This is a genomic window from Leptolyngbya sp. 'hensonii' (genome assembly GCF_001939115.1).
Taxonomy (GTDB): domain Bacteria; phylum Cyanobacteriota; class Cyanobacteriia.
In genome coordinates, this window is record NZ_MQTZ01000063.1 from 14022 (window position 1) to 38328 (window position 24307).

At 54.5% G+C, this 24307-nt stretch carries 16 protein-coding genes and 1 pseudogene; 7 read left to right on the forward strand and 10 right to left on the reverse strand.

The window, feature by feature from the left end; genetic code table 11:
- Window positions 1-2 precede the first annotated feature (2 nt).
- On the reverse strand, window positions 3-1946 hold the full coding sequence (locus BST81_RS25540) for a S9 family peptidase (RefSeq protein WP_075601334.1): 1944 nt from the start codon (window positions 1944-1946) through the stop codon (window positions 3-5).
- A gap of 132 nt (window positions 1947-2078) precedes the next feature.
- On the opposite strand from BST81_RS25540, the gene BST81_RS25545 reads away from it, so the two are divergent.
- Together BST81_RS25545 and BST81_RS25550 are read left to right on the forward strand one after the other, a co-directional pair.
- Window positions 2079-2378, forward strand: a complete 300-nt coding sequence (locus BST81_RS25545; protein WP_075601335.1) for a hypothetical protein — start codon at window positions 2079-2081, stop codon at window positions 2376-2378.
- Between the two features lie 70 nt (window positions 2379-2448).
- A complete protein-coding gene (locus BST81_RS25550; protein ID WP_075601336.1) occupies window positions 2449-3021 on the forward strand; it encodes a phycobiliprotein lyase in 573 nt (190 codons plus the stop codon).
- A 3-nt stretch (window positions 3022-3024) separates the two neighbouring features.
- Here BST81_RS25550 and BST81_RS25555 read toward each other — a convergent pair whose 3' ends face one another.
- The 4 genes from BST81_RS25555 to BST81_RS25570 form a co-directional block, all read right to left on the reverse strand.
- Window positions 3025-3714, reverse strand: coding sequence for a hypothetical protein (locus BST81_RS25555; RefSeq protein WP_075601337.1), 690 nt, complete (start codon window positions 3712-3714; stop codon window positions 3025-3027).
- Between the two features lie 134 nt (window positions 3715-3848).
- Window positions 3849-6146, reverse strand: a complete 2298-nt coding sequence (locus tag BST81_RS25560; RefSeq protein WP_075601338.1) for a DUF3769 domain-containing protein — start codon at window positions 6144-6146, stop codon at window positions 3849-3851.
- A 179-nt stretch (window positions 6147-6325) separates the two neighbouring features.
- The gene (locus tag BST81_RS25565) at window positions 6326-6442 is read right to left on the reverse strand and encodes a photosystem II reaction center protein I (protein ID WP_075601339.1); all 117 of its coding nucleotides are present in this window, start codon (window positions 6440-6442) and stop codon (window positions 6326-6328) included.
- Between the two features lie 84 nt (window positions 6443-6526).
- Window positions 6527-8149, reverse strand: a complete 1623-nt coding sequence (locus tag BST81_RS25570; protein WP_075601340.1) for a hypothetical protein — start codon at window positions 8147-8149, stop codon at window positions 6527-6529.
- Window positions 8150-8370: 221 nt separating this feature from the next.
- Here BST81_RS25570 and BST81_RS25575 point away from each other — a divergent pair, with 221 nt between their 5' ends.
- From BST81_RS25575 to BST81_RS25585, 3 genes are all read left to right on the forward strand, one after another.
- The gene (locus BST81_RS25575) at window positions 8371-9495 is read left to right on the forward strand and encodes a tetratricopeptide repeat protein (RefSeq protein WP_075601341.1); all 1125 of its coding nucleotides are present in this window, start codon (window positions 8371-8373) and stop codon (window positions 9493-9495) included.
- A 136-nt stretch (window positions 9496-9631) separates the two neighbouring features.
- Window positions 9632-11602 (forward strand): acetate--CoA ligase, encoded by a 1971-nt coding sequence (acs, locus tag BST81_RS25580; RefSeq protein WP_075601342.1) that lies wholly within the window; start codon window positions 9632-9634, stop codon window positions 11600-11602.
- A gap of 40 nt (window positions 11603-11642) precedes the next feature.
- On the forward strand, window positions 11643-12275 hold the full coding sequence (locus BST81_RS25585) for a tetratricopeptide repeat protein (protein ID WP_075601343.1): 633 nt from the start codon (window positions 11643-11645) through the stop codon (window positions 12273-12275).
- 83 nt (window positions 12276-12358) lie between these two features.
- Here the strand turns inward: BST81_RS25585 and BST81_RS25590 are convergent, their stop codons facing one another.
- Window positions 12359-12742 carry a hypothetical protein gene (locus tag BST81_RS25590; protein ID WP_075601344.1) on the reverse strand — a complete coding sequence of 128 codons (384 nt, stop codon included), beginning with the start codon at window positions 12740-12742 and terminating at the stop codon, window positions 12359-12361.
- Between the two features lie 149 nt (window positions 12743-12891).
- Between BST81_RS25590 and hslO the strand changes: the two genes are divergently transcribed.
- On the forward strand, window positions 12892-13794 hold the full coding sequence (gene hslO / locus BST81_RS25595) for an Hsp33 family molecular chaperone HslO (protein WP_075601345.1): 903 nt from the start codon (window positions 12892-12894) through the stop codon (window positions 13792-13794).
- Between the two features lie 49 nt (window positions 13795-13843).
- On the opposite strand, the gene htpG is transcribed toward hslO, so the two are convergent.
- Together htpG and clpB are read right to left on the reverse strand one after the other, a co-directional pair.
- Window positions 13844-15826, reverse strand: a complete 1983-nt coding sequence (htpG, locus tag BST81_RS25600; RefSeq protein ID WP_075601346.1) for a molecular chaperone HtpG — start codon at window positions 15824-15826, stop codon at window positions 13844-13846.
- A gap of 250 nt (window positions 15827-16076) precedes the next feature.
- Window positions 16077-18719 carry an ATP-dependent chaperone ClpB gene (gene clpB / locus BST81_RS25605; protein ID WP_075601347.1) on the reverse strand — a complete coding sequence of 881 codons (2643 nt, stop codon included), beginning with the start codon at window positions 18717-18719 and terminating at the stop codon, window positions 16077-16079.
- A gap of 287 nt (window positions 18720-19006) precedes the next feature.
- On the opposite strand from clpB, the gene BST81_RS25610 reads away from it, so the two are divergent.
- The gene (locus BST81_RS25610) at window positions 19007-19897 is read left to right on the forward strand and encodes an NF038130 family PEP-CTERM protein (protein ID WP_075601348.1); all 891 of its coding nucleotides are present in this window, start codon (window positions 19007-19009) and stop codon (window positions 19895-19897) included.
- Between the two features lie 66 nt (window positions 19898-19963).
- Here BST81_RS25610 and BST81_RS25615 read toward each other — a convergent pair whose 3' ends face one another.
- Window positions 19964-23701 carry a GAF domain-containing protein gene (locus BST81_RS25615; protein WP_363080892.1) on the reverse strand — a complete coding sequence of 1246 codons (3738 nt, stop codon included), beginning with the start codon at window positions 23699-23701 and terminating at the stop codon, window positions 19964-19966.
- 54 nt (window positions 23702-23755) lie between these two features.
- A pseudogene (locus BST81_RS25620) lies at window positions 23756-24307 on the reverse strand (ISKra4 family transposase); the annotation flags it as partial.

The window sequence follows — 24307 nt, forward strand, 5'->3', positions numbered from 1 at the left end:
GGTCATGCTCCTGTCAGGTTCCAGATCTCTACAGGGTCGATCGGATCAGCCGGGTCAAAGCCAAACACTCGCCCATAGAAATAGAATTCCCCATCCAGAGTTCGTTTGATGTTCTCGGCTTTACGAAACCCATGTTGCTCCCCTTCATAGGCCACATAGGCCACCGGTAGCCCTTTCTGTTTCAGCACCTCCACCATTTCCTCTGCCTGATTGGGAGGTACAATCTTATCCTCCAGCCCCTGGAAGAAAATGATCGGGCAGGATAATTTTTCCGCAAAGTGAATCGGCGATCGAGCCTGATACAAGTCCAGCCGCTCTGGATAGGGTCCAATCAGACTATCCAGATAGCGCGACTCGAACTTGTGGGTATCCCTGGCCAGGGCCTCCAGATCGCTGATGCCAAAATAGCTAGCCCCAGCCTTGAACACCTCCCGAAAGGTGAGGGCACAGAGGGTCGTATAGCCTCCGGCACTGCCCCCCGCAATCACCAGACGATCGCCATCTGCCTTACCCTGAGCCACCAGATATAGTGCTCCGTTCACACAGTCATTCACATCCACAAGGCCCCACTGACCCTTGAGCCGTTCCCGGTAAGCCCGCCCATAGCCAGTACTGCCTCCATAGTTCACATCCAGGACGGCAAAACCGCGACTTGTCCAGTACTGAATTCTCAAGTTAAGCAGGGTAGAGGTAGCCGCAGTCGGTCCCCCATGGCTTTTCACCAGCAGGGGGGGGCGTTCTGTAGCAGGGGCAAGATAGTCCCGATTTTGGGGTGGATAATAAAAGCCATGGGCCGTCAGGCCATTGTCCGTCGGGAATTCGATCGCCTGGGGTACGGAGAGATAGGCCGGATCGAGCACCAGATCACTGGAGCAGCGCAGCAATTCCCGCTGCCCCGTAGCCAGATCCAGCCGGACAATCGCCGAAAACTCTGTCGGGGAACCGCCCAGAAAGATAGCGTGGGTAGGTGTTACCTGCAGGCCCCCGATCGCAGTATCTGGGGTTGCGATCGGCTCCAGGGTCCCCGTTGTCAGATCCAGACTGGCCAGATGCTGAGTCCCCCATTGACTGTAGGTGCAGATGATCCGGGTGGGGGAAGCAAAGCCATAGGTAGACTGACCCAAAAACCACTGAGGCTCCCCAAATTCCGCTGCCATGGGCAGAAGTGCCTCTACCTGGCCCGCCTGCCAGCGGTAGAGATTGTACCAGCCAGAGCGATCGGAGACAAAATACAGTCGGCCATCTGGAGACCACTGGGGCTGGAAGATAGACTCCTTTTTCCCACCGGCAATCCGCTCTGGATTGACCACTCTTCCCGCTGCTGTCACCTCCCCCAGCCACAGTTCTGTCCCATCCCAGGGCATATTCGGGTGGTTCCAGGTTAACCAGGCCAGTTGTGATCCGTCTGGGCTGAGGCGGGGAGAAGCATAGAAGTCATTGCCCGCCACCAGAATCGTCGGCGCAACCTCGGTTCCTTCCAGAGGAACAGCAGCCAGGGTATTGACAGGTTCCCGATCGGCGATCGTATGATCTTCCAGAACGCAAATCAGCCGCTGACGTGGCCCATCCAGAATGGCATCCGCATATCGTAGGGCAGCAGGCAAGGTCAAAGGAACCGGATCGGTGGTCAATGTCTGGGTGTAGAGCCGCTGATCGGCGAAGTTGGAGAAGTAAATGCGGCCCTGGTGAACCAGATAGGATGTACCACCCATTTCATGGACCCGCGATCGGACATTGAAGGGAGCTGGGGTGATCTCCAGGGTTTTTCCCTCACGGGTCCGTCGCACCAGCACGTTACGCCCGCCCTCCAGCGGACGCCCCTCCAACCAGTAAAGATCTGCTCCATCCAGGGCCACCTGACCCAGGCTAATCGTGCCCTGGACAATCAAGTCAGCGGTGATGGGGGATTTCCAGGCTCCGTAAGAGGTCATGGTGGGATCAGACATGGACAAGAATCGACAAGCTCTGCCCTTACGATACCAATGCAGGGCGAGGTCAGCGATCGAATTCCATAAAAATTTCGCGTTACCTTGAGATTTTTGGTACATTAGTACCATGACTATTAATCTTGCAAACCAATGAGAGCAAGCATCAGGGACGACATTATTTTCCTGCACCGTGAGGATGTTCCCACCTATAAAAAGCAGGGTTCTATGGTCCGGAACAGCTATTTCTGGGCCTTGAAATCGATCGCCGGTCGTGCCGATCGCGATCGGGATTGGGAGTTTGAAGCTGAGGTTTGGCCTGCCTTGGGGAGAATGCTCCTGTCCTTTGCCGAGTCAGGCTATCTGGGATTGCGCGAGACCCTGCTGGAGTTTCCACTGCAGCAAGGAGAGATTCCACCGCCCTTAAAACCCATCGCCACCTGGGACGGTTGATCACCAATGCTAGCGATCGCTATAGACTTGTAAAAGTGCAATTATTACGGTGACGCAGGCATTTTAATCTATGGATATCGTGGAATTTTTCCAGCAGAGTGCCGGGAAATGGGCTTCTATCCGGACCAACCATCACCTCTCAACAGAGCAGGCTGGCCAACAATCAGACATTAAAGGCCAATCAGAAATTCAGATTGAACTGCTGGAAAAAACCGATCCGGCAGTGGTTCAGCTCTGCCAGATCCATCAGATTGATCCGCAACAATCCCTCTGTGGTGTCCGGTTTACCTGGAACGGCCAGATGAACCAGGCGCAGGCATCTGGGTCTACCCTGCTGGTGCCGATCGAAGATGCTGAGCGATCGAACCAGGGGACATTGCTACGGAGTCAGGCTCAGAGCGAGAAGACACCGAGCATCGGTTGCTACATGATGGGCAACTCCGACGACCTGATCTTGATTGCCCAGAATGATACTCTGTATGTCGAAGAACGCCTCTGGTTTGCCAATCCCAATGTCCGTCTCCGACACAGCACGATGAAGTGGCAGGGCAGTTTTAGTTCGACCTCTTTTTGTTCTGAAATTCGTCTGGGAGGTCAACCTACAGGACAGGCAGCCGCAACCCGAGCACAGGTGAGTCAATAGGGTTTACTCTTCTCCAGCCCTCACAGTTTGAGCAACTGCTCTGAGCTTGCTGTAAAACTCAGAGGTTTCAGTCAGAGGAATAAACTGGTGGATGGGTGGTTTTCGAGTCTCCAACGGTTGTTGCTCCTCTGACTGCAGCGCATTCAGGTTGAGAGATTCGCTCTGAGACTGCTCCTGGTTTCTCTGGGCCAGAGAGGTCCCCCAATCGGGTAAATGAATTCTCTGCTCAGGATGGCCTTCTGGCATGTTCTGCATCTGGGAGTCAGGCAAAGGCTGCATCTCCGGTTCGGTCTTTGCGTCCATCCCATCAATTGAAGCCTCTTCAGCACAAGTCTCCATCCCTGGGGCATCCCCTGCTTGCTCTGGCGGCAATCCCCCGTTAACGTCCTGTTCTCCTTTCCCCCAGTCAACCTGAGAAGAAGTACTGCAAATAATCCGCTCAAACTCACGGGAAAAATGGCAAATGGGCTGACCGCGCCGCCACCAAGTCGCTAAAATCTGTTCGACCGAGATCGCTTTATATCGACCCTGATACAGGGCTTCAATCACAGCCTGCCGAATCCAGTGAGATTGATAAAGATTAGTCCACTGGGAGATGAGCTGGGTGGCCGTATAGCCGTTCAAGTCAAAGCCATAATGGGTCAGCAAATCAGTTGTGCTATCCCTCAGAGAGCTCTTGAGTAGTTCCGTCATCTCCCCCACCTTAGAGCGATACGTACTCGTCAGGCCACCACAGTTTTGGTTGTGCAGGAGAGATTGCCCCTACTTTTTGGGGTAACATCCCCAAATCCCCAGCCATAAAACTTAGGGCCTGTAACACTAGCTTATCATCGTCCCTGCAGGACGCCATTCTCTACGAATCGCACTCCTGAACCGGCAAAATTCTCGGTTCCCCCCGTCCAGTTAAAGTCGCTGATGCGCAACCCCAGCGCACCCAACTGGAGAACTGGGTTATACCGTAAAGTAACCCCATAGGTGCGGCGACTATATTCCAGAATGTAGTCTGTACTGATTTCCTTGCCCGTATCCAAATTGATGGCCGTCTGGATCCCAATCCGCACAGGACCATAAACTTGCTGGACAATGCCCCCAGTTAATACCCTGGTATCCACAGCCCGATCGAATAGAAACGGGGAGAGTCCTGCGATCGCAGTCTGGGAATAGCCAATATTGAAAGCCGTGTAATCCAAATAGGGGCGGGAGAATGTGCCAAATTGTCCGAGCAAGGTGACCGTCCCAGTCAGGGTTTGCTGACTATCTCCACTGGTGTAACCGCTCACCACACCCCTGACACCAGTGACCAACTGAAGATAGGGAACCAACGGGATCGGTGAATATTTCAGACCTTCCTCCGGAGTTGCCGGTAAAGACTCACCCTGCCAGAGGTAAAATCCTTTAATCAGGTCAACCCCACCCTGAAACCGCCCCAGATAAACCCGTTGATTGGGAGGGTTGGGGGGCAACAGATTCGCCCGATCGGTATCCGCATTGATGTATTGAGCACCAGCCTGATAGTTAATGTAGACGCCACTCTGCCCCAATTCATAGACGGGCGAGGTAATCACAGCACCCAGACTACTCTGGACCTCCTGAAACCCCAAAGACCCATTGAACAGACGATCTCGATAGCTATACTCTAAAGCCAGGCTATGGGTTCCCACCAGTTGCCGCAACCGCACGCTGGCCCGCAATTTAGTCTCAAGCTGAGTCAGGTCCAAGCTGGCCAGATTCGCCGTTCCAATCAGAGCCGTTTGGGAACCCAGAATGTAGGTTAGCTCCCCGCGAACACCGTAGGAATTAGGACTCGTGATGTTACCACCACTCACCATCCGTTCCACCAGGATCTGAGGAGTGATGCTGAGTCTCAGGTTATCGCTATTGAAGGGCTCAAAAGTTTGCTCGATAAACACACCCCCCCGATCGGTCGAATCGTAACCGATCTGGAACAGGCCCGACTCCCGCCTGCGGCCACCAATCACCGCTCTCGACTGGAGTAACGGAATTGAAAATCCCTGATCAAAGACCACCCGAGGCGATGTGGTCTCAATCACACCTTCTTCCGGAGAGGTTTGGGTATATTCCGCTCGATCGGCCCGCACTTCCAGTTCTGGGGGAGAGAAGGGGTCATTAGTCAAACGCACATTCTCAGCCACCCATCCTGTTGGGGTGAAATTGATCCGATCCGCTTCATAACGAACCCGCCGGATATCTCCCTGCAATTGGGTCGGGGGAGCATCCCGGCCTACGCCAATCGTGCCCGTAAAGCCCCCAGGGTTCGTAACCCGCTGAGGGGGTTGGCTGGCCGTAATCCGATCGCCCAGCGGTCGGGACAATCCACCAGGTGGAGCCGCTGCCAGGTCACTGTCTGCCGTTTTCGTGTACACCTCACCCCGAGCCCGCAGAATCGTGCCCGTTCCCTGGACAAAGTTGTATTCGAAGCGGTCACCCTGTAACACCTGCTCGCCCCGAGTCAGGGACACATTCCCCTCGGCAATGGCCAATCGATTCACCAGATTGACCTGCAGGCGATCGGCTTTCAGCAGGGCTCCGCGAAACCGCATGGCAACACGACCTTCCGCCGTAAAAATCTGCTTTTCATTGTCAAAAGTCTGACGATCCGCATTCAATTCGATCGAGCCCAACACCTGCAGCGGGACAGCCTGTTCACTGGCAGAACCGGGGGCCGTAAATACCTGCCCGGCAGGATTTTGAGCCACAGAAATCGGCATCAGTTCTTTGAGGCCAGCCATCCTCGACTCAGTTCTCTGGGTTGCTTTGGTGGCCGGACGCACCCGCTGGACCAGACCATAAAATCCTGGTCCATTCGACGAGGGCATGGGGGTCAGAGCAGGCACCTCGACAACCTGACGTTCAGCCACCCCTGTCAGGCTGATGGAGACGGGCTGGCCCAATTGCGCTGCTGTGGATCGGTTACGAGATCCTTCCGGGGGGAATGATTGCGGTGAAGTGGGACGGGCCAACAATCTTGCATGAGCAACTCCAGGAACAGAGTCCGACTGCTTACTAGGAACGGCACTGTCTACTGCTTCTGGCTGAGCAGCAGACTCAGCAGGAATGGACTGGATTAGAGGCGGCTGTTCAGGTGGTAGCACTGGATAGGGCATAAGTCAGTCAATCGTTCCAGACAGACAACCTGAACGCATGCACATACAAAGTAAGACATATCGGAATTTGTATGCCTGCAAAATTTTGGAAAGCCATCCCATAAACGATCTGTCTCACTGTATGTACGGCAGCTCAAAGCATTTACAAGATGGCTTGATCACCATTCATTAACCGTTGATTATTCTAAATCCCGTCGCTTGGGGTTGCGAGCCGGATCGTTTGACAGAAATCCAAACACAAAGAGAGTGACAAAAAAAGCAATCACAAGGTAAACAGCGATTTTAAGAGTCTCCATACCCATCAACCTGTAAAGATCAGCAACTTTGATTGTATCGGAATGTTATGTCAATTCAGACGCAAAACTACAACTGACGTTCCTTTAGTTGTCAATTTTGGTGATGTAGCGTTTCAATCGGGCCAGAAACTGGGCCAGAAGCTTGATCACAGCAGCGACCAGGGTTTCCAGCAGCAGGAACGCCTGATCCAGCCAACCAATCAGCAGTTCCAGAGGATGCTTCACATATCCCATGGCTTCAGCTTCAATCTCAATCCAGGTCTGCGTTATATCCGCCTGCACTGCTTCGGAAGAGGCCAGATGGGGGGTTGGTGCAGAAGCGCTGGCCTCAAGCCCAGCAGTTTCAAGGCTGACAGCGATCGAGGCCACCGACGGTCGAGGCAGAACCGCCACCGCAGCAGGTTGTGCCTCGGTCCCAAGCCGTTCCATGGGGGTTGCGGCCATGACTGCGATCGGCAGCGCAGGCTCAACCCAGGCCAGGGCTCCCCCTCTGGCAGGAGCCTCTGGCCAATCCTCTCGTCGGCTGCCATAGGCCAGTTTGTCCAGGGGATGGCCAAACAAATCATTCCAGGTCAGCCAGGAACGGGGAGAATCGGAAGTTGCCGGAAAATTCTCGCCCAAACCCCTCTCTGCCTTATGGTCAGCCCCCAGGGTAGAAGGAGAGCGTCGAGCCAGAGCACTGGTCGAACTGGATTCAAAAGCCTTCCAGCTCAGCAGGCGATTCTGGGGCAATGGGTGTATCGGAGGGACGACCTGCCCCTCTCCCAGTAGTTTCAAAAACTGGCGGACAGGATGAGCAGACAGTTGCGCCTTAAAAATGCCGGGAGCCCCCGGAGGGTCCGATCGGAAGGACAGGGTAGATTCCTGGAAGAGATTCACCCAAGAGGCCACCTGGCCCCGCTGCACCCAACCCATCAGATGACGAAACAACCGCACCGGCAAGAGGAGATGGGAGCGTTGCGGGGGTAACGGCAGGTAGAGACTGAACGGTTGCAGAGACAGATGATGCGATCGGAGCTGGTAGCAATAGTTGGCCACAGAGGAGATGATGCGCTGGTACAACCGATGCTGTTGCAGAGGTGTGAGAATATCCAGAATCTGATTGCGCTCTGCCACCAGAACCAGGCCACGAGTCGCAACCAGGGAAGCCACCCCCTGAATTATGGCTGACCCCTGAACCCAGTCTGCCAGAACAGTCCCTGATAAATGCCCATCGGGTGTCATGGTAACGGCTCCAGGCTGTAGGGACTGGAGCACCGGTTGTCCTGCTGGCGATCGAACCAGCATTGCTGGACCAGCCATGGCTGGTTCCCTGCCAGCAGGAGAAGCTAGTCGCGGTAAACCCCGACAGGGCGGAAAAAAGGTCTGTGGCTCGAAAGCTGGCTCAGCAGCCGTCTCCGCCAAAAGCCCAGGCAGTCCCTGCAGCACCGTCTGAATCGCCTGATCTGTTGGGGGCAGAGCCTGGGAGCGATCGTAGCCCCTGTTCAGTTGGGGCCAGGGTCGCCGCCACTCCTGCTGCAGTTGTTTACCGATCAAGCGTCCAGTTTGAAACAACAGATAGACCGGATAGAGCAGGATCTGGGTCCCCCAGGTTGTCGCAACCTGCAGCCGTCGCCAGGTCAACCCAAGCTGGTCAGCGAGACGGCGAGCGTGACGGGTGATGAAATTAAAGGATTGACTTTCGTAGGGACCACCGGGTACAGACATAGGATCACGTCCTGGAGCATCTCTTTAATTAAATCAAATTTAAGAGCCGTTACATGAAATGGCCCTGGGGCATACCATGGCCCTTCATGCCAGAGATCCTTTTCCACCCTACGGCTTTTGCTTTCAAGTTTGAACTTGATAAGATAGCAGATAAGCCATAGGGTGGCTTCGATCTGGCAATTCAATCCCACTCAATTTCCCATTTAATTTAGAACTCACCCATGCATGACTCCTCTGTCCAGGCTGAAATGCCTGATGAGGAACCTGTCCGTAGTGACTTCCTGCAAACTACGGTTGTGGACACCTGTATCGATAGGGGCGTTACCGCTTATCAGCAGGGAGATTTGGCGCGAGCTGAAAAGGCTTTCCAACTGGCCATCGAGCTCAATCCCCAGAGTACCATTGCCTACAGCAACCTGGGCTTGACCCTGTACCGCTTGGGTCAGTATCCAGAGGCGATCGCCGCCTACCAGAAGGTGATTGCCCTCAGCCCCGATGACGCTGAAGCCTACAACAATCTGGGAGCCGCCCTGCAGCGGCAGGGAGCCTTATCTGAGGCGATCGCAACTTACCAGAAAGCAGTTCTGTTACAGCCCAATAATGCCAAGGCTTACAACAATCTGGGCGTCGCCCTGAAGGAACAAGGCAGCCTCGTGGAGGCCATTAAGGTTTTCCGGCATGCCATTCAACTCAATCCTCAAGATATCAGGGCCTACCGTAATCTGGGGCAGGTTCTCCTCAAACGGGGCAATCCCTACGAGGCAGTCTCTGCTTTCATGGCTGTGGTGCGGATGAATCCCCAGGACTCCGAAACTTGGGTCAGTTTGGGGGCATCCCTGAAGCAGCAAGGAAATTTATTGGGAGCTGTGCGGGCCTATACCAGGGCCGTGCGGTTGAATCCTCAGGATGGAGAGAGTTATTACAATCTGGGCTTAATTTTTAAGGAAGAGGGGGAGTTGGATCGAGCAGTCGCCACCTTTCTAGAAACAATTCGCTTAAATCCGCAACATGAGAAAGCTTATCGATCTCTGGGAGAGATCTACAGGATACAAAGCAAAGTTGCGGCTGCAATCTCAGCCTATCAAAAAGCGCTCAACCTCAACCCCAAATCCCCTGAGGCCCATTATGGGCTAGGCCATGTTTTGGATAGCCAGGGAAATCTGGCCGAGGCGATCGCCAGCTATCGCCAGGCCGTTCAACTCAATCCCCTATTTGCTGAAGCCCATTTCAACTTAGGGATGGCCCTGCAACGCCAGGGTCGAAACCAGGAGAGTGAGATGCACCTGCAGCGGGCCAGAGATTTGTTTGAAGATCTGAAAATTTTGGAGCAGATCAAGTCTGAATAGAGGCCCCTTGGTCCAACAACACCCGTTAACGAATTATGTAAATCAGAATAGCTGTGGTTTTGGAAAACGGTATTGTTTTTAAAGGGTCACAAGGATGACTCTTTAAAAAACAGTAATTTTAGATACCAAAGTCACTATGTCTGAGCCTACGATCGAGTCCGTCCTGCATGAAGCCCGTCTGTTCCAACCGCCTGCTGACTTTTCCCAGCAGGCCCACATTAAAAGCCTGGAAGACTATCAAAAGCTTTATGACAAGGCTAAGGCGAATCCGGAGGCATTTTGGGCAGAACTGGCCGAGCAAGAACTTCACTGGTTCCAGAAGTGGGATACCGTTTTAGACTGGCAACCCCCCTTCGCAAAATGGTTTGTCAACGGCAAAATCAACATCTCCTACAATTGCCTGGATCGCCATTTAACCCCCGAACGCCGGGATAAAGCCGCCCTGATCTGGGAAGGAGAACCGGGAGATTCTCGCACCTTTACCTACGCTCAACTGCATGAAGAAGTATGCCGGTTTGCGAATGGGCTGAAACAACTGGGCATCCACAAAGGCGATCGGGTCGGCATTTACATGCCCATGATTCCGGAAGCGGCGATCGCGATGCTGGCCTGTGCCCGCATCGGTGCGATCCATACCGTAGTCTTTGGGGGGTTCAGTGCCGAAGCTCTGCGCGATCGGATGGTGGATGGCAAAGTCAAACTGGTGGTTACCGCTGACGGCGGCTGGCGCAAGGATGCGATCGTGCCCCTGAAGGAGCAGGTCAACAAAGCCCTGGCTGATCCAGCCACCGCCAGCGTTGAGAAGGTGCTGGTGGTGCAGCGCACCCAGCAAGCCACCGAGATGCAGGCCGATCGAGATGTCTGGTGGCATGAGCTAGAACCCACTCTGTCAGCCGATTGTCCAGCAGAACCCATGGACAGTGAGGATGTCCTGTTCATCCTCTATACCTCTGGCAGCACGGGTAAACCGAAAGGGGTGGTCCACACCACAGGTGGGTACAACCTGTACACCCACATCACCACCCAGTGGATCTTTGATCTGCAAGCGACGGATGTGTACTGGTGTACCGCTGACGTGGGCTGGATTACCGGTCATAGCTACATTGTTTATGGTCCCCTCTCTAACGGAGCCACCAGTTTAATGTACGAAGGTGCCCCCCGCCCTTCTAATCCAGGTTGCTTCTGGGATGTGATTGAGAAGCACAAAGTCACCATTTTTTATACGGCTCCTACCGCCATCCGCACCTTCATCAAAATGGGCGAGGATCTGCCCAAGGCCCGTGACCTCTCTTCCCTACGCCTGCTAGGCACGGTGGGTGAGCCCATTAACCCGGAAGCCTGGATGTGGTATCACCGGGTGATTGGGGGAGAACGCTGTCCGATCGTCGATACCTGGTGGCAGACCGAAACCGGGGGTATCCTGATCACGCCGCTGCCAGGGGCCATTCCCACCAAACCTGGATCCGCCACCTGTCCTTTCCCCGGCATTCTGGCCGATGTGGTAGACCTGGATGGGGATACCGTTGGGAATAATGAAGGGGGTTATCTGGCGGTGCGCTATCCCTGGCCAGGGATGATGCGCACCGTATATGGAGATCCCGATCGCTTCCGCCGCACCTACTGGGAACACATTCCACCTAAGGATGGTCATTACACCTACTTTGCTGGAGATGGAGCCCGTCGGGATGAAGACGGCTACTTTTGGATCATGGGTCGGGTCGATGATGTGATTAACGTCGCTGGACACCGTTTGGGCACAATGGAAATTGAATCAGCTCTGGTGTCTCACCCGGCAGTGGCAGAAGCAGCAGTCGTTGGTAAGCCAGACGAGTTAAAGGGGCAGGATATCGTCGCCTTCGTCACACTGGAAGGGAGTTTTTCCCCTACTGAGGCCCTAGGCAAGGAGCTGAAACAGCATGTGGTGAAGGAAATCGGGGCGATCGCTCGACCTGGAGAGATTCGCTTTGCCGATGCCCTGCCCAAAACCCGCTCCGGTAAGATTATGAGACGCCTTTTGCGAGGGCTGGCTGCTGGGGAAGAAATCTCCGGTGACACCTCCACCCTGGAAGATCGGGGCGTTCTGGACCGATTACGTGAGGGAACTTAAGGCGACGATGCGCGCTGATGAGAGGAGGAAGACAATTAAGATGAGCGGAAACCTGAAACGATTTGGGATTGTCCTGGGACTGCTGCTGGGCCTGGGTTTACCACCCCTGACCACTCAGGCTCAGTTACCCGACCCTACCTCTGAGCGCGTGACTAACCGAGCCATGTTGCTGCGGATGGGCAATGATGCGTATCAGTCTGGCCAATTCACCCAGGCAGAGGCGGTATTTCGGAAAATTCTGGAAGAGTATCCCAATGATGCGGTGATTTACTATAAGTTGGGCAACACCCTCTATCGTCAAAAGCGTTTGGAGGCGGCGATCGTGGAGTATCAGAAGGCGATCGCCCTGAACCCAAACTATGCCGTGGCCCACAACGCTCTGGGAACCACCTACGCCATCCAGAATCGGATGACTGAGGCGATCGCGTCTTTTCGGCAGGCTGTTCAGATTAACAATACTTACTCGGAAGCCTTGGCCAATCTGGGTCAGGCGCTTTGGCTGGATGGCAAACCAGAAGAGGCCGTCTCTTTCTTGAAAAAAGCCAGAGACCTCTACAAAGAGCAGGGTAAGCTCAACGAGCTCGATCGAGTGGAGAAACTGCTCCGGGAGATTGGCTCCAAGGAACCCACCGTTTCCAGGGGGCCTGCTCCCGCAGGAGTTACCCAGGGTTAGGGGCTGCTGGATTGACCAATCAAGCAGGATGAGGAGCCAGAAGATGAGGAGCCAGAAGATGACGACCTTCTGATTGCTCGCTCCTATTTTCTATGGGTCAAAAACTGTCGTAGTTGCAGCAGGCTCAGGGTCTGACCCAGGTTCAGGGGCAGGACCGTCACCCCCTCCAAGCGAGATTGGACCCAGCCTTCCCCCCAGGACCACTCATGGTAGCCATCAATCCCATGGCTGAGCAGCAGCCGCAGACGATGGGAATCCAATTGCTCAATCCGATGGTGAATGGTGACAGGCCCCAGCCAACTGGTGTAGGTTAATCCGGGGGTCAACCGTTCTGGCAACCCCTCAGCCAAACGCTGAGGCCATAGCCAGCGGCGCAGTTGAGCTGGACGGGTGAGGCTATCTGCGATCGCGGCCTCTGAAGCGGTGAGTTCAATCCGTAAATTGCTCTGCTGAAAAATTCCTAACATGGCAGCAGTTTTGATATGAATCAGGGACAGGTCTGTTTCCCCAGTATGGCAGACAAATTCAGATGCAAAGAGACATCGCGACTCATCGCCAAAGACGGGGGGGTCAAACCTTACAATAGAATCATACGTTAAGAAATGTAAGGGTTTCCATGGCTGATCAGCTCATTCGAGCCACCGCTGCGGATGGTGGGATCCGGGCAGTTGGCGTGATCACAACTCGTCTGGCAGAAGAGGCCAGAAAACGGCACCAGCTCTCTTATGTGGCGACCGCTGCGCTGGGACGCACCCTGTCTGCCGGGTTATTACTGGCTTCTAACATGAAGCGCCCTGGCTCGCGTGTCAATATCCGAATTAATGGGAATGGCCCTCTGGGTGGAATTCTGGCTGACGCTGGTCTGGACGGTACGGTTCGCGGCTATGTCGATAATCCCCAGGTAGAGTTACCACCGAATGCCAGGGGCAAACTGGATGTAGGGAGGGCTGTGGGGACGGAAGGTTTCATGTATGTCGTGCGCGATGTGGGCTATGGGTATCCCTACTCCAGCACAGTAGAATTAGTATCCGGGGAAATCGGAGATGATGTGGCCCATTATCTGGTCAGTTCTGAGCAGACTCCCTCAGCACTGGTTTTAGGTGTCTTTGTCGATGCCACAGGGGTCACGGCAGCAGGTGGGTTACTGATCCAGGTCTTACCCAAAGCAGCGCGAGATGAAGCTCTGGTGGAAACCCTGGAAACACGAGTTGCAGCCCTATCCGGGTTTACCCCCTTGCTGCAGGCAGGCAAAACTCTTCCAGAAATCTTTCAGGATCTGATGGGGGACATGGGGTTACAGATCCTCCCAGAGGTACAAATGGTGCAATTCCACTGCAGTTGCTCTCCCAATCGCATGTTAGGGGCACTCAAAATGCTGGGGGAAGTGGAACTCCAGGACATGATTGAAAAGGACGGTGGGGCTGAAGCCACCTGTCATTTCTGCAATCAGGTTTACAGGGCCAGTGTGGATGAATTAGCCCAGCTCATTATGGATTTGCAGGCCGAACCGCAACGATAATGTTAGGCGTGGCAGAGACCTGGCAGGCCAGGTCTCTGCAGGGGTTATATTATTGACCCGTGTGTTGCGTCAGGCGAGTTAACACCTGGGTAGACCGATCGACGAATCCTTTCATCCCATCGGCATCAAACCCCTTCTGGGACATCAGGGCCAGATCATAGACCTGGTTACAGATCAGGGCTGCCATATCCCCAGCCGCAGACTGCCCCCCCTCCTGAATAATCGCCCCTTGACTGAGATTAACCAGGTTCTGGATCAGGGGATGGGCTGTATTCACCAGCAGAATATGCTCCTCTGGGAATTCGACCGTTTGCTGCTGCAGCAGAGCGGTCATTTCCCGCAGCCGTCGCAGAGCCTCCGGCAACAACACCATCGCAGGGGGCGTACTCTGAGGATCATCACCCTTGAGGGCTTCGGTGCGAATCGTGACTTTCGGCTTGTTCAGGGCTTTCTCAAACAGGGCTTTGATCTGTTCACTGCGGGTCTGATTTGTTTTCGGATCCACAATTTCGGCTGCTTTATCTTTTTCGATCAGGGTGTCATCAATGTCAGAATCTACCCTGGAAAACCGCACCTCAGTATGTTCCCGCTCCAGGAACGTGACAAAGTGACTATCAATGAAAGAGTCCATGAACAGGACTTCCAGCCCCTGATTTTTGTGCAGCTCAATATAGGTAGCCTGGGTTACCGCATCCGTGGCATAGAAAACCCGGTTTTCATGGCGTTCTCGATTCCGCTCCAGGTATTCCTTCAGGGTGGTATAGGACGGTCCCTCGCCTTTAGCCTTGGGTGTAACTTCCTGCCAGGCATCCCCCTCCGGAGACTGTACCTCTACGGCAGGGGTATCCGGCTGAGCCTGATTCAGTTGAGCCGTGGTCCGGTAGATCAGAATCTCTTCCACCTGCTTCTTGAACTTGTCATCGTTCAGGGAGCCAAACTTGATAAACGTCCCCAGATCCTGCCAGCAATGGATGTACTGGTCTCGATCGTCCCGGTACAGTTCCTTCAACCGATCGGCCACTTTTTTGGCAATATGGTCAGCGATCCGGCGCACGGTGCGATCGTTTTGCAGGAAGCTGCGGGAGACGTTGAGGGGAATGTCCACGCTGTCGATCACCCCCCGTAGGGGCAGCAGGAATTTAGGAATGACTTCCTCACAGTTGTCACTAACAAAAACCTGGTTGCAGAAGAGTTTGATCTGACCTTTGGTCACATCTACATCCGGCTTCAATTTAGGGAAGTAGAGGATACCGTTGATGATGAAGGGATAGTCCGTATTCAGGTGGACCCAGAGCAGGGGATCTTCCTGGAAGGGATACAGGTAGCGGTAGAACTCCAGGTAGTCTTCTTTGGTCAGATTGCTGGGGGACTCTTTCCAGGGGGCTTTTTGCCGGTTAACCTGTTCCCCATCCAGTTTGATGGACACGGGCATGAAGTCGCAGTAGGTGCGAACCAGTTGCTTAATCCGGCTGGGTTCCAGGTACTCCTGCTCCTCCTCCATCAGGGTCAGGGTGATGGTGGTACCGCGCTGGGTGCGATCGGAGTCTTCCAGGGTGAATTCGGTGGAGCCATCGCAGGACCAGTGCACCGCCTGGGCTCCCTGCTGGTAGGAGAGGGTATCGATTTCAACTCGCTGAGCCACCATAAAGGAGGAGTAAAAGCCCAAACCAAAATGCCCGATGATCTGCTGGTCGGCGGCATTTTTATACTTTTCCACGAATTCTTCTGCACTGGAGAAGGCGACCTGGTTGATGTACTTCTTCACTTCTTCCCCAGTCATGCCGATGCCGTTGTCGGTAATGGCGAGGGTCTTTTTCTCAGGGTCGATGTGGATCTGAATCTCTGGTTCTCCCAAATCACCGGAAAATTCCCCAGAGTGGGAGACCATTTTGAGCTTTTGAATCGCATCAACCGCATTGGAAATCAGCTCTCTCAGGAAAATCTCGTGATCCGAATAGAGCCATTTTTTGATGATGGGGAAGATATTTTCAGTATGGATACTGATATTGCCCTGTTCAAGAACGGTTGCCATAGGTGTGGTTTAGCTCGATGTGTTACAAGGTGTGTGGATCCGATGCATAGAGGCGTGATTGATCACGTCTCTACAGATTGATCACGTCTCTACAGGAGAGGCCGGAGACGCGATCAATCCCGTCTTTACGTGGGGGAGAGATGGGTTGGGAGTATGGGATTGTGCCTATTGTAGGGCGATCGTTTCTGACATTCACCCCAGTGGGAGGGGCAGTGCCCACCCTCCTAGACTACGGATTACCGAACCTGATCTAGGGTACGGCCACATTGGCGATCGCTTTCTTGGTGAAACTGAGGCCGGAGTCACTCCGATCGATGACGATCGTATCGCCTTCCAGAAAGGCATTTTGCAAGAGTTTGGTGGCGATCGGGTTCTCTAACTCTTTCTGGATGGCTCGCTTCAGGGGGCGGGCTCCGTAGACCGGGTCGTAGCCGACTTCAGCGATATAGCTCTGGGCGGCAGGGGTCATTTCCAGGGCAATCTTCTGGTCTTGCAGCAGGCGCTCCAGACGGATGAGCTGGATGCCGACAATCTGGCGTAGTTCATCTCGGGTGAGGGCATGGAATAGGATGATGTCGTCTACCCGATTGAGAAATTCTGGGCGGAAGTGCGATCGCAGGGCATCCAGGACCCGCCGTCGCATCACCTCGTACTGGGAATCGTCCCCAGCAACATCGAGAATGTGGTCGCTCCCAATGTTACTGGTCATGACAATAACCGTGTTGCGGAAATCAACCATCCGGCCCTGGGAATCCGTAATTCGACCGTCGTCCAGCACTTGCAGGAGAATGTTGAACACATCTGGGTGGGCTTTCTCCACCTCATCCAACAACAGCACAGAGTAGGGATGGCGACGGATCGCTTCCGACAGTTGGCCACCCTCTTCATAGCCCACATATCCCGGTGGTGCCCCCACCAGGCGGGAGACGGAATGCTTTTCCATGTACTCCGACATATCAATTCGGACCATGGCATCTTCCATATCAAACAGGGACTGGGCCAGGGCACGGGCGAGCTCCGTTTTGCCGACACCGGTCGGCCCCATGAACAGGAAGGAACCGATCGGTCGGCCTGGGTCTTTCATGCCTGCCCTGGCCCGACGAATTGCCGCTGCCACCGCCTCCACGGCCTCTGTCTGCCCGATCACCCGCTGATGCAGATGCACCTCCAGTTGCAGCAACTTCTGTCGCTCCGACTCCAGCAGCCGGTTGACGGGGATGCCCGTCCACTTGGCCACAATTTCGGCAATGTCCGCTTCGGTGACCTGCTCCCGCAGCAGGGTTGCTCCTTTGGACTGCATTTCCAGAAGTTGGGCTTCCTGGCTCTCCCGTTCCCGTTGTAAGAGGGGTAAGCGACCAAATTGCAGTTCTGCCGCCTTTTCTAAATCGGCTTCTCGCTCGGCCCGTTCAATCTGTAACTTGAGCTGGTCTTCTTCCTTTTTCAATCCGTTGATGGCATCCAGCAAGGCTTTTTCAGCCTGCCACTGGGACTCCAGCTCTTGTTGGCGGGGTTCCAGTTCGGCGATCGACTGCTGTACTCGCTCCAGCCGCTCTTTCGAGCCGTAACTGAGGCGGGTCAGCCCCAACCCCTGACGCTCTTTTTCCAGGGATTGCTCCTCGATCTTGAGCTGGGTGAGGCGACGTTCAATCTGCTCCAGATCTACCGGCTTGGAGGTAATCTCCATTTTCAGTTTGGCGGCAGCTTCATCCACCAGGTCGATCGCCTTGTCGGGCAGAAACCGATCGGCAATATAGCGGGAAGACAGGGTTGCGGCGGCTACCAGGGCCGAATCGGTAATCGTCACCCCATGGTGGACTTCATAGCGTTCCTTCAGGCCCCGCAGGATGGAGATGGTGTCATCGACGCTGGGCTGATCGACAAAGACCTGCTGGAAACGCCGTTCCAGGGCTGCATCTTTCTCAATATGTTTCCGGTACTCATCCAGGGTGGTGGCCCCGATGCAACGCAGCTCCCCCCTGGCCAGCATGGGCTTAAGCAGATTCCCTGCATCCATGGTGCCCTGGGTCGCACCAGCGCCCACGACGGTATGCAATTCATCAATAAAGAGGACAATCTTGCCTTCGGCACTGATCACTTCCTTCAGCACAGCCCGCAGGCGGTCTTCAAACTCACCCCGGTACTTGGCTCCAGCAATCAGGCTACCCATATCCAGGGAAATGAGCTGTCGCTTCTTTAGAGATTCCGGCACATCCCCATTGATGATCCGCTGGGCCAGTCCTTCCGCGATCGCCGTCTTCCCCACTCCCGGTTCCCCAATCAGCACCGGGTTGTTCTTAGTGCGACGAGACAACACCTGCACCACACGGCGAATTTCCTCATCCCGACCGATCACCGGGTCCAGCTTCCCAGCCCGGGCCTGTTCGGTCAGGTCACGCCCATACTTTTCCAGCGCCCCATAACGAGACTCCGGATTCTGGTCCGTCACTTTCTGGCTGCCTCGGAGAGCCTTCGCTGCGGTTTCCAACTGGCGACTGTCTAGATTCACATTGCGACAGAGGCGGCGACCTAACCGATCGTCCTCCGTAAAAGCCAGCAGTATGTGCTCGATCGAGATAAATTGATCCTGCCAGGATTGGCGCAGGGCATCGGTTCGATCCAGCATGGCATCCAGGCTCCGCCCCAGATAAAGCTGGGCTCCATCGGAGACCCGAGGTTGTCGCTGGGTAAAATCCATCAGTTGCTGCACGAAGCGAGCCATCTCTACCCCAGATCGCTCCAGGATCTCCTTCGCCAGACCCTCCTGTTCCAGCAGCGCGATCATCAGGTGCTCCACCTCCAACTGCTGCTGGCGGTAGCGACGGGCGACATCCTGGGATTTTACGATCGCTTCCCAGGCTTTAGCGGTGAATTTACTATCGTCAGTGGGCTGCATGAGCGATGCCGAGCAGAGTAACAGGGCTGAAACATCAGTTTACATCAATTGTAATGCGGTCACCGGGCAGCCGGTCGCCAGTTCCTCGAACAAGAGGGAGGGGATTGACAATCGAGATTTCTTCAGACTAAATTTCTCAGTGTAAGGAAGCTTAAAATGTCGCAACCCTACGCAGACTTCACAGGCTTTTTACATTCTCATGGAGAAAGCCAATCTTAACTTTACCCAATTCTCTTCAGGGAAAGAGTAGATTAAGGAGAAGTGGAAAGTACAACACCTTAACATCGATGACTAAAAAGTTTTTGGCTGCAGCCTCTTTGGCTTTTAGTATCAGTGCTCTCGTCGGTGCTCCTGCCTTCGCTGGCACCCTGACGAATCCTTCCATCGGTGGCACTGCTCCCTCAGATTATTTGACCTACGATGCCAACAATGTAAACACCTTTGTAGTGCCCAACACCCCGGCTAACCTGCAAAAGGTGTTGGGTGGAGACGCCACCAGTCCCACTGGAAACGTAGAGGTGTTCGCCAACAGCGAAGCCCTCACTCCAGCTCAGTTTGCTGCTTACAATCAGGAAACCACCCTGCAGGGCACGATCGGCGGCTTGCCCATCACCCTCAGCAGCCTCACCTTTGCTGATTGGAACACCAATAACTTTGGGAAAACCTGGCTGAGTGCAGCTCTGGCTGCCAATGGCTATACCCAAAATGCAGACTTTGTCGTTCCCATTATCAACAAATCCCTTTACACCCTGTTTGTTGAGGCGGGTGGCCTCCAGCGCTTTAGCGACCCCAACTTCTCCTACGTTAACCAGGACGACCAAACTGGAGACATCACGATTGGGTTGGCTGGGCATCTGGATGCCAGAGATGTTGTCCTGAGTCCGACCATCTGGGCCATTGCAGAAAGCTTCCGGACCGCAGACAAAAAGGGGCAAGCGGTTCAGATTAGCGAAGTCTTCAAATACAACTACAACGGTCAGATCGGGTACGGGTACAGCTTCTCTGCAACCCCCTCAGGTCTGTTCGAGTTAGGCGATCAGAAGTCCCACAATGGGAACTACGAAATTGTCCTCAAGGGTGTTCCGCCCCAATCCGTTCCAGAACCTTCTATTGTTCTGGGTCTGATGGGCCTCGGAGGTCTAGCTCTCACCCGACGCAAGCCAAGCCAATCAGCCTAGTTCTCGATGGTTTAACAACACTTTCCTGACCTTTGAAGGGCACAATCAACTGTGCCCTTTTCTGCGTTAAGACTTTACCTGCAGCAACAGTTGCTGGATCTCCTGAGCCAGTTGCTTCAATCGCACTGGTTTCGGCAGATAGCAGTTTGCCCCTGCCGCCAGACAGTTTTCCCGATCGCCCACCATCGCCAGGGCTGTCAGGGCAATGATGGGAAGCTGCCCCAAGGCCATCTCCGTGCGAATGTGGCGAATTGCTTCCAGGCCATCCATCTCCGGCATCTGAATATCCATGAGGATCAAATCTGGTTTTTCGGCCTTGACCGCAGCGATCGCCTCTACCCCATTCCTGGCCAGGATGAACCGATAACCCACATTTTCCAGATAGCCCTGAATCATTTCCACATTGGCCTCATTATCCTCAGCCAGTAAAATGAGCGGCGCATGATCGACCGCTAGCGCCGACAGGGGCTGTTCTACCAGAGGGGTGGGAGGCAATTCGGGCGATCGGGCAGCACTGGCCTGGCTCTCAAGGTAAGGCAGGATGAGCGTAAAGCAACTTCCCTCCCCTAGCTGACTCCTGAGTTGAACCTGCCCACCATGTAATGCGACAATACGTTGGACCAGGGCTAACCCCAATCCGGTGCCAGAATATTGCCGACTGAGGCTGCTGTCAATCTGCATAAAAGGCTGAAAAAGCTTATCTTGATACTCCGGAGCTATCCCAATCCCATTGTCTTCCACCTCAAAATAGAGGAGCACCGGGGAAGACGGCCCAGCCAAAGCTGGGGTTGCCAGCGGTCCAGATTCTGGAACTTCTGCTCTGAACCGAAGCGCGACGCTCCCCCCCTCCGGCGTGAACTTGACCGCATTTCTGAGCAAATTGATCAAGACCTGACGGATGCGACGATCGTCAACGTAAATCGTTTCGATCGAGGAGTCAATGTGCTGGGTAAGCTGGATTTGTTTTTTGAAAGCAACCTGTTTCACAAAGGTTAAACTGGTTTCACAGAGGCTTTGAACGGACGTATCCGTAAACTCCAGTTCCAGTTTGCCCGCTTCGATTTTAGATAAGTCAAGAATATCGTTAATCAGCTCCAGTAGATGTTTTCCACTTCTTTCAATCGTGGCGATCGCCTTATTCTGCCCCGCCGTCAGAGATCCGAAGACGGTATCCTGTAGCCCTTCGGCCATCCCCAGGATGGCATTCAGGGGAGTCCGTAATTCATGACTCATATTGGCGAGAAACTCGTCCTTCAGACGAGTCGCCCGGGCCAGTTCCTCATTGGCCCGGATGAGCTGTTGGTTCGCTGTTTGGGTCTGGGCTTCCGCCTGCTTCAGATGGGTGATATCAAAGTTAACGCCCGTCACCACCAGGGGAACGCCCTGGGCATCTCGCTGGACAATGCCATAGGCTTTGATAAACCGGATCTCTCCCTGGGGATGAATCACCCGGAACTCTGTGTCATAGTCTTTGTCACCGCGAGCAGCCTGCTGACCTGCCAGCTCAGCTGCGGCCTGGTCGTCGGGATGGATGCAGTTGAGCCAGGCCATATAAGTTCCTGGAAAATGCTCGGGGCTGGTGCCATACAGTTGATGCATCCGGTGATCCCAATGCAGCACATCCTGGAGGATGTCATACTTCCAGATGCCAAACCCCCCAGAACGGATAGCCAGTTGCAACTGCAGGTTAGCCTGTTGCAACTCCACCGTCCGTTGGGCCACCCTGCTCTCCAGATCCTGGTTCAACTGCTGGAGAGCCTCTAGGGCAGCCTGGCGTTCCAGTTCTGCTGTAGCTCGGGCTGCAAACACCTGCAGCATGGCGATCGCCCGTTGTGGATGCATCAGGGGCTTATCATCCAGGATGCATAAATTCCCGATCCACTCCCGCTGAGCATTGATCAGGGAAACACCAACGTAGGATTCCGCCGCCAAATCCGCCAGAGGGCCATGGTGAGGAAACTGTTCTTGCACATGGCTCGGACAATAGTAGAGCCCCTGCTCGGATGTCAGCGCACAGGGACCCTCTTCCAGGGACAGGGTGAGATTGGGACGCAGTTGACCATCAGCCCAGAAGGTAGAGGTTGCATAACTGTCCCCCTGGCGACAGGCTATAACGACATAGCGCACCCCCAGTGCCGTTGCAATATACTGGGCCAGAGCCGGGAAAAAGTTCTCCCCAACCACCGCAGCAGCCCCTTCCACCAGACTCTGGAGATCTGCTTCCGCCTGTTTGCGATCCGTAATATCTCGCACAATAACCAGAACCTCGTTCTCCCCGCAAACGGAAACTCGGACCTCTTCTGTCCGATGTTCCTGATCCACATCAACCTGCTGTTCATAGATCTGCACCCTCTCCGTTTGCAACGCCTGCCGAATATGCATCATCCGCAGATCAATCAGTTCAGGAGGTAACGCACTCTCATAGATGTTTCTGCCGAGCAGTTCCGATCCCCCCAAGGCATGGAATCCTTTCGGGGGAAACAGATCCAGATACGTGCCTTCCCCCGTCATCCGGAGAATGAAGTCCGGCAGGGCATCAATCAAAGCGCGCTGTTTACTTTCACTCTGGCGCAAGGCTGTTTCCGTCCGTTTGCGTTCGATCGCTAAGCCAGCCAGGTTCACCATGCCACCCACCAGTTCCCAAATGTTGAGGGTGGGGGCACAAGGCTGCCGGTAGTACAGGGCAAAAGTGCCCAGAATTTCGCCAGATTTGGCCCGAATGGGAAGGGACCAGCAGGCCCGCAGGCCATATTGCAGGGCCAGATCCCGATAGTTCTGCCAGAGCACATCCGTCGCAATATCCACCACCACCACCGGTTCTCCCCGATAGGCTGCCGTTCCACAGGAACCAACCTGGGGTCCGATCTCGACACCATCAATGGCCTGGCTGTAAGCTGGGGGTAAACTGGGGGACGCACCATGGTACAGATGCTCTCCCCGCAGCAGCAACACCGAGGCCAGCATTCCCTCGACCTGGGCTTCGATGGTTTGCAGCAACACCGTCAGGATTTCAGCCAGGGGGGCATCTTGGACCAGCAACTCCAGCACTCGCCGTTGCCCCGCCAGCAATTCCCCCTGGCGTTGACGATGGAGCTCGTCCTGTTTGCGTTCCATAATATCCGTGCTGACGCCTACATATCCCAGGACAACCCCCTCCTGATCACGAATCAGACTGTTGGCCAGATAAACCGGCAGGATGGTCCCATCCTTGCGACAAAAAGTAAATTCCCCCTCCCAGTCCCCCTGAGTTTGTAAACCCCGGAAAATCTCCATAGCTTTGGGATAGCAGTCCTGCGGGACGAGCAACTCCATAATTCTGCGTCCCAGAGCTTCGGCTGCAGTCCACTGATAGAGCTGCTCGGCATAGTGATTCCAGTAAATCACCTGCCCGGTCATATCCGTTGCAATCACCCCATGACAAACCTGTTCCAGCAGGGAAGCCTGGAAAGCGATTTGCTGTTGCGTCCGTTGCCGATCGCGCAGTTCTTCCCCCACCTGGTCATGCAATTCTCGCTGGTGAATGGCGATCGCAAGCTGCACAGCAATCTGGTCCATCAAGCTCACATCAGACCCCAGCCAATGGTGGGAGCCTCGACAATGGTGGGCCACCAGCAACCCCCAAAGCTGTTGATTCACCAAAACCGGCACAACCAGATTGGCCTTGACCTGAAACCGTTCCAGCAACTGCCGGTGGCAGTCCGTCAGGTTAGCCTGCTCCAGGTCAGGGCTGATCCAGTGATAGCCTCGACCATATCTTTCGCCGCCATTCTCCTGAAAGCAGGTGTCTGCAATCTGTTGAGCCAGGGCAGAAGACCAGCCAGGGGCGACCGACTCGAGTGCATCCCAGTTTTGTAAGACTCATTTTGAGAATTGACCATTCAGGTAAGCACAGCGCTGCTTGAGTACCTGTGGTACGTTGTCCTTTTCCCACTGTGCTCCCGATATCTTGATGCGCTGCCCGATTTGTTTGACCGTCGATTCAATCGCACCAGAACCAATGGAGATGCCTTCGGCTTGATAATAGCCGTAGTTGACAATCCGCTGTCGATGCTTACTGAGGTAGCCAATGAAAGTCGAAACCCGCTCGTGTTTCCAATCGTCAAACTGGGCGATTGCCCCCTCGATATCGCCCTGCCACAAGCAAGCTTCTACCGCCCCTAAGCGTTGCTGTGACCCTCCAACCTTGCCCAAATTCTCAACCAGGTGATACCAATCCAAGATCTCCCGTCTTTGGGTCGAGGGGCCAATTTGGGTATAAATATTCCAGATGCCATCATGCCCATCTCCCAGGCAGGTGAGCGGGTCAGACAGCGCCTGATTATTGACCCAGTGGGTCAATTGCTCGTTGTCCTGGAAAAAAGCAGCAACGCAACMCTCATGCAGATTCACCCCCTTGTAATCTCGCCATTC